At 50.8% G+C, this 17,273-nt stretch carries 2 protein-coding genes (1 of these 2 running past the window's edge); both read right to left on the bottom strand.

The genetic code is table 11. The features are described 5' to 3' along the window. Positions 1–215: 215 nt before the first annotated feature. Positions 216–11,429: a non-ribosomal peptide synthetase gene (locus KAI37_RS11480; protein ID WP_220031291.1), complete on the bottom strand. Its 11,214-nt coding sequence runs from the start codon at positions 11,427–11,429 to the stop codon at positions 216–218. A gap of 165 nt (positions 11,430–11,594) precedes the next feature. Next, positions 11,595–17,273: the end of a non-ribosomal peptide synthase/polyketide synthase gene (locus KAI37_RS11475; RefSeq protein ID WP_220031290.1), read on the bottom strand. Its footprint extends 36,534 nt past the window's final position; the window shows 5,679 of its 42,213 coding nt (coding positions 36,535–42,213); its start codon lies beyond the right edge, outside the window; the stop codon is at positions 11,595–11,597.

Here is a 17,273-nt window from a genome sequence, read left to right as displayed (position 1 = left end):
CGGTGATTGCATAGCGAGCAGATATTTATACTCCATATGGAGGCCATCAGCATGGCGCTATGGAATCATCGCACTTCCCATCGCGGGAGTGCACATAATAAAGCGAATCCTGATCGAGTCGCGTAAGCATAAGGCTTCTTACCTGTCGATCAGGATTCATGTGTTACAGATTAAAAATCAGTGATTCAGTTCGTTACATCATCGACCGTAGATTTTCAAGATTTATGATGTGCCAAGTCTTGTGTCATGTCTTTGTCCGTGTTCCGAGTTATCTTTTGTATGGTGGCACGGATACTTTTTACATTTTCCTCGATAAATCCGGGTTCCAGCAGTTCATAATGATTGCCAATCAAGCTATGCTCTTCATAGCTACCTCGTGTAACGTCTTTCCATAAAAGTCGATTATCTCCTGTACCCTTGACCGTTTCCGATCCAACGGCGACAAAGCCGTGAATATTCGCCTGAACGCTCTCTGTATTCACAAGCTGGTTGCCATATACCGCGTAAGCGATCATTTTACGTTGGTACGTTTCATTCAACAGCTCACGGTAGGAGTCGGGAACCTGTTCCAGCATGTCATGAATTTCATGTTCTGTTTCTTCAACTGTGAAGGGCAGGGCTTCCGCCCTTTTGACCGAATCGAGCATAAAAATATCGGATACAGTATGACCTTGACGTTCCAGTGTGTCAGCAACCTTATGCGCCAGATTACCACCTATGGAATAACCAAGCAGCACATACGGACCTTGCGCTTGCGTGTTGACGATCAAATCAACGTAACGTGCCAGCATTGCCTGCTCATCCGCAGCATCATCCACGAACTCCAACCCATACACGACTGCGTCCTGATCCAGTTGTTTCGCAAGCTCCGCGAACGACAGCCCGTATCCAAGCATAGGAGGAAAGCAGAAGATGGAGATCGGACCGTGTTCATTCAACCGAATGATTGGACTATCGGCCTTGTATTCTAGATCGGCTTTCAACAATGTGAGCGCCTGCGCTTCTATAGTCGGGAAGTCCAGAACACTACGGATGGGAAGCTCAATATCTGTAGCAAGGTGAACTTTGCGTATTAGCTCCAGTACTTTCAAGGAATGTCCACCCAACGTGAAAAAGTCATCGTGGATACCCACTTGTGGAATTTCAAGTACTTCCTGCCAAATGGCTGCCAGCAACTGTTCCACATCGGTTCGCGGTGCGACATATTCTATACCCGTGTGCAGCCCTTTGTCCGGCACAGGTAAAGCTTTGCGGTCGATTTTGCCGTTTGTCGTCAGCGGAAACCGATCCAGCTGTACAAATGCGGATGGAATCATATAACTCGGCAGACTGGCCGACATCGCAGCTCGAATCTCACGGATGGTCAGCTGTTCATCGGCAGTGAAGTAAGCACATAATTGCTGCTGACCCGATCCATCCCGCAAAGCGATAACAACGCTATCCCGCACGGACGGTACACTTGCCAGCCGCGCCTCCACCTCGCCCAGCTCAATCCGGTAACCGCGAATTTTAACCTGTTGATCAATCCGTCCAGCGTATTCCAGTATGCCGTCTTCACGCCAGCGAACAAGGTCTCCCGTACAGTACAGACGATCTCCGTCCACCCACGGGTTAGCAAGAAATCTCTCAGCCGTAAGCTCAGAGCGGTTCAGATAACCACGTGCAACTCCGTCTCCGCCGACAACCAGCTCACCCCAAGCTCCAACCGGTTGCAGGTTAAATGACGAATCCACAACATACGCCGTCGAATTACGGATGGGGCGTCCGATCGGCACAGAATCCAGCTGTTCTTCCGTAATGTGATACGTCGTCGAAAAGGTTGTATTTTCCGTTGGCCCATAGCCGTTAATGATGTTGATGTCCGGATTATCGCGCAGGACCCGGTTAATATGGGGTGCAGACAAAACATCACCACCAACCAGCAAATACTTCACATCGCCGAAAAGTTTACTATCCTGCTGTGAAAGCTGATTAAATAACGGAGTGGTCAGCCACATCATGGTGACGCGATGATCCCGTATCGTCTCTTTAAGCTTGGCCGCGTCCAGTAGATCATCCTTATGCACAAGAACAAGCTGACCGCCGTTCAGCAGCGCGCCCCAAATTTCAAACGTAGATACATCAAATACAAACGCGCAAGTCTGCAGCATTCGGGTCGATTCATCAAATGGCACATAATCCGTATTGCGGACAAGGCGCACGACACTTTGATGCTCAACAACGACACCCTTAGGCTTACCTGTTGAACCTGAGGTATAAATGACATAAGCAGCATGATTACCCGCTCCATCTATACCCAGATTGGAAGCATCTGCACTGTAGGACGTATCCTCATTCAGATTGACAATCTGTCCGTCAAAATAGCAACGATCTAGTAAATCCTGCTGAGCCAGCAGCAGCTTAGCTCCCGAGTCCTCCAGCATATAACGGATACGGTCCTCCGGATATTGAGGGTCTACCGGCACATACGCGCCACCAGCCTTCAAAATAGCGAGTGTTCCCGTAATCATATCCAGTGAGCGCTCCGTCAAAATACCCACAGGTTCATCGGATTTCACTCCTGCATCACGCAGCGTATGCGCTAAACGGTTGGCCATCTCATTGAGTTCCCGATAGGTCAATGATTGATGACCCAAAGCTACGGCAATATGATCCGGCGTGCGCTCTGCCTGCTCCTCAAACAGTTTTTGGATCGTGTGATTGCTTGGATATGCAGAGGCAGTGTCATTAAACTCTCCTGTAATTTGTTGTTTTTCCGCCGCTGTAACCAGTTCCAGCTCTTCTACGCAAACATTCGGGTTAAGCAAAACTTGCTCCAACAGGTTCACAAAATGTCCATGCAGACGCTCAATGCCTGTTTGTTCATAACTTAACGCGTTATACATAAAACGAATCTTGATGCATTCTCCAGGCATAACGACTAAGCTCAGATCATAGTTAGTCTGCTCTGCAGCCACCACGTTGGAAATCGGGAATGTATCCTGCCCGTCACTTCCCAGTTCCTCGACCTGCTCATCTACTGGATAATTTTCAAACACCATAATATGGTTAATTAAATCCTGTTTCTGGTCGGTCAATGCCTGGATCTCAAACAGTGGATACGTATCATATGCATGAGAAGCCAGCGCATGCTCCTGCGTTTTCTTCATAACTTCTGCAAAAGATTCCCCTGCCTCACTAAGAATGCGAACGGGAATGGTATTAATGAACAAGCCGATAATATCCTCTACCCCGATAATATCTGATGGACGACCTGAGACGACACTGCCAAATACGACATCACTGTGGTTGTTATATTTTTGCAGCACAATCCCCCATGCGGTTTGTAATAACGTATTCATGGTCACTTGATATCGCTTAGCCGTCTCCTCCACCCGGAGGGTCAAATCACGTTCCAAAACCGTCACCCAATCACTAGCCGTGTTGCCTTCACTCTTGCGACCGGATTTTACAGCTGGTAATGCTGTTTGCTGCTCATACCCGGATAAATAGCTGCTCCAGTAGTCGGTTGCCGCCTTGCGATCCTGTGCTTCCAGCCATTCAATAAAGCGGCTGTACGGCACTGCCGGTGCCAGCTCTGGTACTCTGCCCTCCTGAAGTGCTGCATAGCTTTCAAAGACTTCTTTATTTATAAGGGACAGACACCAGCCGTCCATGACGATATGATGAAAGCTCCATACAAAATGATAGCTGTCTTCTCCGGTACGTAAAATCGCTACACGCAGCAAGACATCCCGACGCAGATCAAAGCCCCGTGCTTTATCTTGTAGCTTGAAATTTTTCACCCAGGTACCTTTTGCATCCTCATCTAGATGGTGTAAATCTTCATATTGAAAGCCGCAATCCCGATTTCGATACACCACCTGCAACGGTTCCGTATCCCTGCCAAAATAAAAATGTGTACGCAGCGCCTCATGTCGCCGAACCAGAATATTCAGGCTTTCTGCAAAAGCCCGAATGTCCATCTGACCTCGCATATCATAAGAAACCTGCTCAAAATACGCGTCATTCGCGGCTGCTTGACTATCTAGCTGGCTGTGAAACAGCATCCCTTTCTGCATTGGGGTCAGTGCATATACATTGTCGATCTCACCCGCAGCACCCATTTCAGATAAGAGGCTGTCCAAGCCTTCCACACTCATTCCTTTATAGGAAATGTCACTTGGGGTAAGCTCCGGGTGTTCTTTATGGATGCAATGCGCCAAAATTTCACGCAGGCTCGATTCCAGTAATTTCGCCAATCGCTCGATCGTCTCCGGTCTATAGCTGGTACGGCTATAACTAATTGTCAGACCCAGTTGGCCTCCCGAAATGATGCCGCCAAAATCCAGTGTATACGTTCGAGCCATGGTCGGGCTCAGCGGCATCCCACCCTCATATGAGGATGATTGCAAGTCGTTCCCTTTCATATCCTGATCGAACTGTCCCAAATAGTTAAAGCTGATTTCGGGATCTGTCGTAAATATGGCTGGAGATGCCTCCGGTGCCTGTGTCTGACGGTCAGCTAAATATTTCAGTACACCGTAGCCAATTCCTTTTTGCGGGATACCGCGCAATCCTTCCTTCACACGCTTAATCCGTTGCGAAAGTGCCAATTCTTCCGGCATATCGAGCAAAACAGGATATTGGCTTGTAAACCATCCTATCGTTCGGGTAATGTCCACCTCTGGTAAAATGGCTTCACGTCCATGTCCCTCCAGATTAATCAGGAAACGCTCATGTCCGCTCCATGCTTGCAATGCCATTCCTACCGCCGTCAACAACAGGTCATTAATTTCTGTACGGTAGGCACGATTGGCCTGCTTGAGCAGCTGGTCTGTCTCTGCATGTGTCCACAAAGCAGTAACCGACTCACTATCGCCAATCAATGGCTTTTCGTGCTCGTTATGCCCGTAATCCTGCGGCAAAGGAGCCCGTTCCGCTTGTGCAAGTTTCCCCCAATACGCTCGCTCACGTTCCATAGCTGGACTGTTGGCATAAGCGTGCAGCTGCTCGGCCCACGTTTGGAACGAATCTGTTTTATGAGGCAGCTGAATCACCTGTTCACCCTTGGAGGCTTGATCATAGGCAGTCGCCAAATCCTCGAATAAAATGCGCCAGGATACCCCGTCCACCGCCAAATGATGAATCACGACCAGCAGATGATCTCCATCCGGGCAACGGAACAGCCCCAGTCTCATCAACGGACCTTCGCTTAGGGAAATACCAGATTGAATTTCATTGCATTTCGCTTCAATTATCTTCGCCAAATCTTGCTTGTTTACATCGCTGTCATTATAGTCAAAGCACTCCAGATGGTACGGTTCGCCTTCCTCTACACTGCGGTTCCATGCTGTACATCCGTTCTCCGACAAACTAAAAACCATACGCAATGCATCATGGTGCGATGTAATCTGATGGAGCGCCCGCCGTAGTGCCTGTTCGTCATAGCCTTCCTGACGATAGAGCATGACAGATTGGTTAAAGTAGTGTGGTTCTCCCGTTGGCTGTTCAAAAAACCAGCGCTGAATCGGTGTAAGCACTACATTTCCTGTAACCTCGCCCTGCTCGGCTATTCGGTTAACAGGCTGAATATATGTGCTTAGTCCCGCAATTGTCGGGTATTTGAACAAGTCCTTCATTTCCAGCTTGTATCCAGCCTGAAACAAGCGGGACGATACTTGGATGGCCTTGATGGAATCACCACCCAAATGGAAAAAGTTATCCTGTATTCCGACTTTCGGGATACCAAGAATGGCTCCCCAAGCCGTAGCCAGTGCTTGTTGAACATCCGTCTCGGGTGCCACATAATCCATACCTGTATCGAGATTGTGCTCAGGTGCAGGCAGTGTCCTGCGGTCTACTTTGCCATTCAGCGTCAAAGGCAGTCTGGAGAGCTGCACAAAGTAGGACGGCACCATATAGCCAGGCAGATCCTGCGACAAAATGTTACGTAAGTCGCTGGCGCTCAATTCACTGTCTGTTGCAAAATAGGCACACAGCTGTTTTTGTCCGTTATCGTCCTGCCGCACGGTAACAACCGATTCCTTCACACCTGGAATCGTGGACAAACGGGTCTCAATTTCACCCAGTTCAATGCGGTAGCCGCGAATTTTGACCTGTTCATCCATTCTTCCCTTGTACTCCAGTACACCATCAGCACGCCAACGCACTAAGTCCCCTGTACGATAGCAATATTCTCCAGACCGGAATGGACTTTCAATAAATTTTTCCGCTGTAAGCTCGGGCCGATTCAGATATCCTCGCCCAACACCGTCGCCACCGACGATCAGCTCTCCCCAGGCTCCGATAGGTTGCAGCTTCAACGAACGATTGACCACATAAGCGGTCGAGTGATCAATTGGACGTCCAATGGGAATAGCCTGGGTTTGCGGTTCTGTAATATCATAGATGGTGGAAAAGGTGGTGTTCTCCGTCGGCCCATAAATATTGGCCAGGCGAAGCTGCGGGTACTCCTTCATCACACGATTGACGTGTGGTACAGACAACACATCACCACCCACGAGCAACTCCTTCAAGGACGCAAACACTCCGATTTCTTGCTGCGAATACTGATTGAATAAAGCCGTGGTCATGAACATCGTGTTAACACGATACTTGTCAATCGCCTGCTTGAGCTTGGAGGCATCCAGAATAGTGTCATGACTTACCACATACAGTTGTCCCCCGTTCAGCAGCGTTCCCCAGATTTCAAAAGTGGAGGCATCGAACACAACTGCGCCCAATTGCAGCATACGTGTATTTTCATCAAGCATGGCATAGCTTTTGTTTTTCACTAGTCGCACGACATTACGGTGCTCAATCATCACGCCCTTCGGCTTGCCTGTCGTGCCAGAGGTGTAAATCACATACGCAAGATCTGAGGAAGATCCCCCTGTTGTCATCGCAATTGTTCCATCCGTATGAGCGTCACCTTCAGATTTGCTATTCCATCGTTGTTCATCACTCAAATCGATGACCGGAATGCCGGGTTCAAAAGGCATCTGTTCACGTCGCTGTAACAGTAACAGCCCCGCACTGGAATCCTCCAGTAAATAACGGATACGCTCCTCAGGATAATCGGGATCAATGGGAACGTAAGCCCCTCCGACCTTCAAAATTGCCAGCATACCGACGACCATTTCAATGGAGCGTTCAGCCATAATCCCTACTCGCTGTGTCTCTGGCTTGGACCCGCGCCGTATCCCATGGGAAGCGAGTATGTGTGCCAGACGGTCGGCACGTTCATTCAGCTCGCGGTAGGTAAGCTTCGTGTCCGCAAAGGTGACGGCCAGCCGATCTGGTGATTGCGCTACCTGTTCCTCGAACAGCACATGCAGTGCTTGATCTCGTGGATACGGATAGTCTGCTACCGTATCATTGAATCTCTGCACAAGCAGCTCTTTTTCTTGGGCCGAAACCATTTCAATAGCCGAAAGAACGATATCCGGCTGTTCTATAACCGCATTGATAAGCTGCTGCAAATGTTCAGTCAGTCGTTCAATGGTTTCCCGTTTGTACAGCCGAGTTCCGTATTGAAGAGCACAGGAAATTTGTTCTCCATCCTCCACTGCGAACAGACTCAAATCAAATTTGGCCGTCGTTTGTTCACTTGGATAGGATGCCAATTGCAGCCCTGCCAGCTGCTGCTCTTTTTGCTCTAGGTTTTGCAGTGCAAACATGGTATCAAATAACGGATTACGGCTTAAATCTCGATCCACGCCCAGCTTCTCCACCAGCTCTTCAAACGGATAATCCTGATGTTCAAAAGCCTTTAACGCGTTATCCTTGACCTCCAACACATAATCGCGGAACGTTTTCCCGCCTTCTGGATAATTACGGATTGCCAGTGTATTCACGAACATCCCGATCAGACTGCCAAGATCCGCATGGGGCCGCCCTGCAATTGGCGAACCGACAATAATATCCTCCTGCCCACTATAGTGGCTAAGCAAAGCCGAATAGGCAGCCAACAGCACCATATATAATGTCGATTCCGTCTGCACCGCAATGCTTTTTAAGCCTTCGCTTTGTCGTTGGTCAAGCGTAAATTCCAGCACATCTCCTTCAAAGCTTCTCACCGCCGGGCGTGGATAATCAGTCGGTAGATCTAGCACAGGTAGCTCTCCTGCGAAGGTATTGAGCCAGTAGTTTTCCTGTTCCCGGTAGTGTTCACTTTGCTGCTGCTTCTGTTGCCAAGCGGCGTAGTCTTTATACTGAATGCGCAGCGATGGCAGCGTGTCGCCTGTATATAAACGAATGAAGTCCTGAATCAGTACATTTATAGAGGTACCGTCCGAAATGATATGATGCATATCCATGAGCAAAATATGATGCTCTGGGTCTGTTTCAATCAAACCAACTCGGAATAACGGAGCCTGCTCCAGATCGAACGGCTGAACAAAGTTACGTACCAGCTCATCCGTTTCCTTTGGGGCAGCTCCGTGAGCATAGGTCAATTCCATGCGAAAAGGAACCTCGTCATGTACTCGCTGGACAGGTTCACCGTTCATGGTCTCAAAACTTGTGCGCAATGTTTCATGGCGTTCAATAAGCTGACGGAACGCGTTATCCAGTGCCTTGTGATCAAGTGAACCGGTCAGAGTCAGGGCACCAGGTATGTTATAGCTAATTCCCGCTCCATCAAGCTGATTGAGGATATACATCCGTTTTTGAGCCGATGAGACCGCATAAAATGGCTTATTCTCCGTAACAGGGATGGATTCATAAGTGGTTTGCTCCAGTGCTTCAATAACCTGCGCCAGCTGTTCGATTGTCGGATGCTGAAACAGATCCTTTAGCTGCACATTTTTATGCAATTCCTTATAGATGAGTGATATGACATGTGTCGCCCGCAGGGAATGTCCTCCTGCCTCAAAAAAGTTATCCTTAATCCCAATGCGCTCAAGCTCCAGCACATCTTTCCAGATGCTAGCCAGTTGTGCTTGTAATTGATTTTGAGGAGGTACATATTCTGCGCCTGAGCTTACACCTCCCTCTGGCTGTGGCAACGCTCGGCGATCCACCTTGCCGTTGGGCGTCAGTGGCAACTGCTCCAGCTGCATAAAATACGACGGTACCATGTAGCCCGGCAGCTCCTGACTCAAAGCGCTACGCAGCTCACTTGTCGCTACTTCCGCATGGGTGACCACATATGCGCAGAGCAGCTTTTGCCCCTGTTCATCTTCATGTGCAATTACAACAGCTTCTCGGACTGCCTCCAGCTTCAACAGCTGTGCTTCCACCTCGCCCAGCTCGATCCGGTAGCCCCGGATTTTTACCTGCGCGTCGATCCGTCCCTTATATTCCAGCGTCCCGTCCGCATTCCAACGCACCAGGTCCCCTGTACGATAGCAGCGTTCGCCGCCACGGAATGGGCTGTCAATAAACTTTTCGGTCGTCAGGTCTGGGCGGTTGCGGTATCCGCGGGCCACCCCGTCACCGCCGACGATCAGTTCTCCCCACGCTCCAACAGGCTGGAGCTGCATCGAACCGTCCACGACATATGCCGTCGAGTTATGGATTGGGCTGCCAATGGGCACAGATGCCGATTGAACGCCGGTAATGGCATGTGTGGTGGAAAAGGTCGTATTTTCCGTCGGACCATAGCCGTTAATGATATGTAGATTCGGATGGGCCTCCAATACCCGGTTAATATGCGGTACGGACAGCACATCACCACCAACCAACAGCTCCCGCATCCCCTCAAATAGTTCCAAGTCCTGCTGGGATAGCTGATTAAAGAGTGGTGCGGTCAGCCACATCGTGGTAATGCCGTGATTGCGGACAACTTCCTTGAGCTTGGGTGCGTCCAAAATAATATCCTGACTCACCAGCACCAGCTGTCCACCGTTCAATAGCGCACCCCAAATTTCGAAGGTCGACGCGTCAAAGACAACAGACCCGGTCTGCAAAATGCGCGTGTCGGCATTCAAGCGTGCATAATTTGTGTTTGTCACCAAACGCACGACATTACGGTGCTCCACCATAACCCCTTTGGGCTGGCCTGTAGTCCCTGAGGTGTACATAATATAGGCCAAGCGACCAGCTGCGCTCGCCTTCGGTTGTTCTCCAGCTGCATAAGCCTGCTGTATTTGTTCTGCTTGTTCTGATTGCGTAGCTTTTGGTTGCATGGTTTCTGGTTGTATGGTTGTCGTAGAAGCAAGTTCGGGACTGGCGGAAATGGAGTAGAAAGGATCTAGGCAGTCCACGTATCCCGGATCAGTATTCGTCCCGTGATCATTCGGCAAAATTGGATCGTAACGATTAGCATCATCCGTTCCATAAATTGCAGCATCGCTAAGGTGGAGCACCATTCCCTTAAAATCAGTGGGCCGATGTTCCATTCGCTGCACGAGCAGTATGTCCGCACCGGAATCCTTCAGCAAATAGCGTACACGCTCATCCGGGTAATCAGAATCAATGGGTACATACGCTCCACCTGCTTTGAGAATTCCGAGCATACCGACAATCATCTCAATCGAGCGTTCAGCTACAATGCCGACCGTCTGCTCGGTGCGGATTCCCTGCTTACATAAAGAATGAGCCAGTCGGTTGGCCTTTTCATTCAATTCTGCATAGGTTAGGCTATCTTGCCCACACACTACCGCCACCTGCTGTGGTGCCTGCTTCGCCTGTTTCTCGAACAATTCATGAATAGACGCATGACGTGGATAATCCACATTTGTATCGTTGAAGGTATGAACCAGCTGCTCTACTTCTTGCTCTGACAGTACTTGTGCTGTGGAAATCGCCAACTCTGGCTGCTGCAAAACAATAGTGTACAGCCGCAGAAGCTGCTCAACAAAGTGCTCAATCGTCATCTCGCTATAACGGTCGCTACTATACTTTACGTTCAGGGAGACCGCTTCATTTTCCCATTGAAACTGGAAATGTAGTTCGGATTGTACGTGATTCAAAAATTCAGATACATGAATATTTTGCAAGGATACTGTGGTGTGAATAAGAGGCTTTCCATCCTCATGACGTTGAATGTCAAGTAATTCGGAATAGTTCCAAAAAGGAATGTTTTGATGTTCAATAGCTTCGCCGACAGAGGTTTTGATTTGAGACAGCAAGGCTTTGAAGGTTGTGCTGGAATCCAGCGTATTTTTCAATAAAAGCAGATGGTTGATCGGCTTTGTAGCACCGTTGCTAGACTTGGCTACCGGAATGCCCAGCAGCACACGTTCCTCACCTGTGTATTTATGCAATAAGCTCTCTACTCCAGCAAGCAGGACCATAAACACGGCCCATGGAGCGCCACCAGTTATAGATGATATTCTTTGAGAAATTTCAGTTGGAAATGTGAGCGTGTACGTATGGGAATTTAAACTCGTTACAGTTGTACTTCTGGACACATGGTTGGTGTATGGTAGGCAGCTGATATGATCCTCAGATTCCAGTTTATGACTCCAGTAATTTTTTTCCTTCTCAAATAAGGCTTTCAATGACATCCCTCCTGCTTCTCGGGGCCTGTTCCCCCGGTTGGATGGTGCGTTGTTACGTACATGAGCGTTGTGTCAGAAAAAGAATACTTTGCAGGCAAGGGCAGTCGGACAAGCCGCCGCCCTCTGCACACGCAAAGTGAAATCATTGCATCTTAGAAAACTGATTTAGAAAACAAAGTCGATGGAATCCGGCGAGAAGCCTTCTGGCTGCTCGTCCGTGTTCACCTGAATATCGCTTAACAGTAAATCTGGATCGGTTCCAATCTGGGACAGGATCGCTATCAAATCTCTGGTTAATCTCTCAATAGCGTCGCCCCCAAATAGCTTCGTGCAGTATTCAAAGGAACCCTTGATTTCCCCATCTTCATCACTCATGGACAAGGTCAAATCGAATTTGGAGATACGATGCTCCTGAACATGCGGGCTGAAGGACAGCGTCTCAAGCTGCGCTTCCTGTGACTCCGTATTTTGCAGTACAAACATAGTGTCGAATAACGGGTTACGGCTTGCATCCCGTGCTACATCCAGTTTTTCCACCAACTCTTCCAGTGGATAATCCTGATGCTCGAAGGCTTGCAACGTACGATCTCTGGCTTCCAGCAAGTAGCTGTGGAACGTTTGGTTGCCCTTCGGCTGATGCCGGATGGCTAGCGTGTTGACGAACATTCCGATCAGTGGCTCCAGTTCAGGCAACAAGCGGCCTGCTACCGGCGTACCGATGATCAAATCGTCCTGACCGCTGTATTTGGACAGCAGAACGGTGTAGGCACTCAATAGCACCATGTACAGCGTACTTCCGGTCTGTGCCGCAATTCGGCGCAGTTGCTCGGATACATTCGCGTCCACTGTAAATTCATACATCGCACCCTCGAAGCTGCGAACAGCAGGTCTAGGATAAGCAATTGGCAAATCCAGTACCGGCAATGCTCCGGCTAAATGCTCCAGCCAGAAGTGTTCTCGGCGTTGGTATGACTCACGCTGCATCTCCTGCTGCTGCCACACGGCGTAGTCTTTGTACTGAATTTGCAGCGGCTCCAATTCCTGTCCCTCGTACAGTTGTACCAGCTCATGCACGATGTTGCTCGACGATACACCGTCTGAAATAATATGGTGCATGTCGTACATCAGGAGATGGCGCTCTGGTCCGGTTTGAATGAGACGGACACGCAGCAGTGGTGCCTGGCGAAGATCAAAGCTACGTACAAAGGACTCGATATAGGCTTCGACTTCGGACTCCCTGGCCTGCAGGTGCTCTACTGCAAACTCCACTTGATCGTAAACCCGCTGAACGACCTCGCCTTCCAGCATTTCAAAGGAAGTCCGCAGCGTTTCATGGCGGGCTATTAACTGACGGAACGCATCCTCCAGCCGATCGGCCTGAAGCGGTCCCTCCACGGTTAATACACCCGGCATATTGTAACTGAGATCCCCACCTTCCAGATGGCTCAAAATGTACAATCGTTTTTGAGCCGAGGAAACCGGGTAGTACGCCTGTTGCGCCGCCGCAGGGATCACCGTATAGGTGTCTGTACCGTGCGTTGCGATGAGCTGGGCTTGCTGCTCAATCGTGAAGTGTTGGAACACCTCACGCAGCGTAATCCGACTGTCCAGTTCCTGATGGATTTTGGCCACCAGCGTCGTTGCCCGCAGGGAGTGTCCACCCACGTCAAAGAATGAGTCGGTGACTCCTACGCTGGACAGCTTCAAGACATCCTGCCAGATTTGGGCTAGCTTGGTTTCCAGCGGTGTCCGCGGTGCAACGTACTCCAGGCCTCCTTCGAGGCGTGCTTCCGGTGCCGGCAACGCCTTGCGGTCGATTTTCCCGTTCGGTGTCAGCGGGAAACGATCCAGTTGTACCACATACGTCGGGATCATGTAATCCGGCAGCTTCGGCTGCAGCGCATTGCGCAGCTCCGGCAAACTCAGGGACTCTGAAGCTATGATATAGGCACACAGGTCCTTGTGTCCGTCTTCGTTTTCCCATGCTGTGACCACGGCTTTCTGAATGCCGTCCACGGTCAGCAGCTGCGCTTCCACCTCGCCCAGTTCGATCCGGTACCCCCGGATTTTCACCTGGTGGTCGATCCGGCCCAAATACTCAATACTGCCGTCTGGCATCCACCGTGCCAAGTCGCCCGTCCGGTACATCCGGTTTGCGTGATCCGCTGGATCAGCTGCTGCCGCATCAGCGAACGGATTCAGGACGAACTTCTCTGCCGTCAGCTCCGGCAGGTTCAGGTATCCTCGTCCCACACCTGCACCTCCGATATAAAGCTCACCTGCGATACCGATCGGTACCAGCTGTTGCTGGCTGTTCAGGATGTACACCGACTGGTTCGCTATCGGCGTTCCGATGGATACTGTGTGCTCCCCTTTTTCCAGCAGTACGTTCAGGGACTCCACATCTTCAATCGTATAAGCAGTCGCATCTACCGTCGTTTCGGTCGGGCCATACACGTTCGTAATGACTGGACGATACCCGGACCACTTGTGCAAGAACACATTTACCAGTTGCACGGATAATGCTTCGCCACCGATCAGGTAATGCTTCACTTCCGGCGCTTCCGTCACACTGACGCTTTCGTTCAAAATATGCAGATGCGCAGGTGTGCCGTCCGACAGATCAATTCGGTGCGTGCGGTAGTAGGCGATCAAATGCTCTCCGCTCAGACTGACGTCACGGGACACCACGTGCAGGGTGTGGCCTAACAGCAAGCTGGCAAAGATTTGCTTCACTGAAGCGTCAAATACAAATGCCGACAGCCATGCGACATGAAGCGGCTGTTCATAACGGCTGTATACTCGTTCCCATAAAGCATCTACCAGATTGCTAACACTGCCCTGCTCGATCATGACCCCTTTCGGCTGACCGGTGGTGCCTGACGTGTAAATCATATAGGCCAGGTTATGCGGGCGGGCAACAGGGATTAGATTGCTCGCATCCTGTGCTCCCAACTGAGCTTGAACGTCCTCGTCGTCAAGAACTACAGCTTGTACTAGGGATGGCAAGCTGAGCGACAGGGTGGCGACTCTACTTGTAATCACGACCTTGGCCCCACTGTCTTGGAGCATGTAGTCGATGCGCTCCTGTGGATACACCGTATCCATCGGCACATATGCGCCTCCGGCCTTAAGTACCCCCAGAATGCTCACCAGAATATCCGCAGAACGTTCCAGCAATACGCCAACCGGTTGATCTGCTTCGACCCCTTCCGCTCGTAACACACGAGCCAATTGGTTTGCACGCTCATTCAGCTCAGTGTAGGTCAGCGCGGTGGCCCCAGACACAACTGCTATCCGCTCAGGGTTGCGCTTCGCTTGGTCTTCAAAGCGTTCGCTGAGCGAACGGCCTTGTAATGCTCCAAGCAGGCTGTGCGCATTCGGATCATTGAACACCTTCAGAATCTGCTCGGTTTCTTCTGCCGTAATCAACTCCAGCTCACCCAGCTTCGCATCCGGGTTCGCCGCGACGGCTTCAGCCAAGCGAACAAAGTGACGCGTCATCCGTTCTACCGTTTCGCGCTCGTACAACGCAGTTGCATACTGCAATCCGAACTGGATACCTGCCTCTTCCTCTCTGGCTTCCAGCGTCAAATCAAACTTCGCTGGCGTTTGTTCCAAGCCGTATGGACGGAAGCTCAGATCTGCCAGCTGCAACTCGCCTTCCTCGGTGGTTTGCAGGGTAAACATCGTATCAAACAGCGGATGGCGGCTCATATCCCGCTTCACATTTAGCTTTTCCACCAGTTCCTCAAATGGGTAGTCCTGATGTTCATAGGCTTGCAGAGCACAAACTTTCACTTCTTCCACGTAGCTGCGGAAGGTATGTTCCGCTGTCGGATAGTTTCGCAATGCCAACGTACCGACGAACATCCCGAGGATCGGTTCCAAATCTGCATGCGGTCGTCCTGCAATCGGTGTGCCGACTACAATATCTTCTTGCCCGCTGTATTGGTGTAAGAGCGCGGTGTACGCAGCCAGCAGCACCATGTACAGCGTGGAGCCTGTGTGCGCCGCCAGTTCCTTCAGGCGTTCGCTAGCTTCGCGTTCCAGCCCGAACACCACTGTATCGCCTGCGGTACTTCGCACCGCCGGACGGGCAAAGTCCGTAGGTACATCCAGCACTGGCAGCTCACCCCGGAAGGTGTCGAGCCAGTACGCTTCCTGACGTTGCATCCACTCTTGATGGGCTTCGCTTTGCTGCCATACCGCATAATCCTTGTACTGTATCCGCAATGGCGAAAGCACTTCACCGTCGTATAAGCGGACAAATTCATCGGTCAGTACTCCCATGGACACACCATCCGAGACGATATGGTGCATATCGAGCATGAGCAAATGCTGCGGTTCCTGCTCGGTTCCTTGTACACCCAAATCTACCAAGCCTACCCGCAGCAGCGGAGCGGCTTGCAGATCGAACGGACGTACAAACTGTTGCACACGTTCTTGTGCTTCCTGACTGACCATCGTGTCCGCAGTTGCACCCTCTACCTGTACCTTCGTATACTCCACCTCGAACGGTACGGTGTCCTCTATCCATTGCACCGGCTCACTGTCCACCAGCTCAAAGCGGGTACGCAACGTTGCATGGCGGGCGATCAGTTGACGGAACACGTCCTCCACTCGCTTCACGTCCAACGGACCACTCACTTGCAGCACTGACGGCATGTTGTAGTTCACATCATTCGGGTCGAACTGATGCAGCACATACAGTCGTTTTTGCGCCGAGGAAAGCGGGTAGAAGCTGCGTTCTTCCGTCACTGGAATACACGCATACGCCACTTGATCCAGACCTTCCATGACCGCTGCCAGTTGTTCAATCGTTGGCGCTTCAAAAATACTGCGTAGTGGAAGCGGCTTGTTCAGCTCCTTGTGAATCTTCGAGGCCAGCGTCGTCGCCCGCAGCGAGTGTCCGCCAATCTCGAAGAAGTTTTCCTTCACACCGACCTGCGCCAGACCCAGCACATCCTGCCAAATTTGCGCCAGCTTCACTTCCACCCATGTCCGCGGTGCGACATAATCGGCTCCGCTTTGCAGGTTGCCTTCCGGTGTTGGCAGTGCCTTGCGGTCGATTTTACCATTCGGTGTCAACGGCATCTGCTCCAGCTGCACCAAATACGAAGGCACCATGTAGTTTGGAAGCTCCTCGCCCAGTAAGCTGCGCAGCTCACCAGTGCTCACTTCCCGTTCAGCAACATAGTATGCCACCAGTTGGTTTTGCCCCTGTTCGTCTGCCTGGGCCAGTACGATGACCTCTTGTACGTCCTCCACTTTCAAAATTTGTGCCTCGACCTCGCCCAGCTCGATCCGATAGCCCCGGATTTTCACCTGATGGTCGATCCGGCCCAAATATTCGATGTTGCCGTCTGGCATCCATCTCGCCAAGTCACCCGTACGGTACATTCGTTCGTAGCCGGCTTCACCAGCCGCAAACGGATTTGGTATAAATTTCTCAGCCGTCAGCTCTGGGCGATCCAGATAACCACGGGCCAGACCCGGACCGGACACGCACAGTTCACCCGCTACGCCTACCGGAGCCAAATGTCCATGCACATCCACCATGTATACCCGATGATTCGGCATAGGGCGTCCGATGGAAATCAGTTGTCCGGCTCTCTCATCCTCGGATACCGGCCAGATGGATGTCGCCACCGAGTTTTCGGTTGGACCGTAACCGTTGTAGTACGCCACCTGATCCTTCCACTTGTATACCAATTCTGTTGAAGATGCAGAACCCGCAGTGAACAGAATACGCAGATTTGGCATCCGCTCCGGCTCCAGATACACCGCATAGGTCGGTGGTAACGTCGCCACCGTAATCTGATGTTCTGTCATGTAATGTTC

It is taken from the genome of Paenibacillus sp. S25 (assembly GCF_019454085.1).
Classification (GTDB): domain Bacteria; phylum Bacillota; class Bacilli; order Paenibacillales; family Paenibacillaceae; genus Paenibacillus; species Paenibacillus polymyxa_B.
This window is presented reverse-complemented; position numbering and strand designations above follow the sequence as displayed.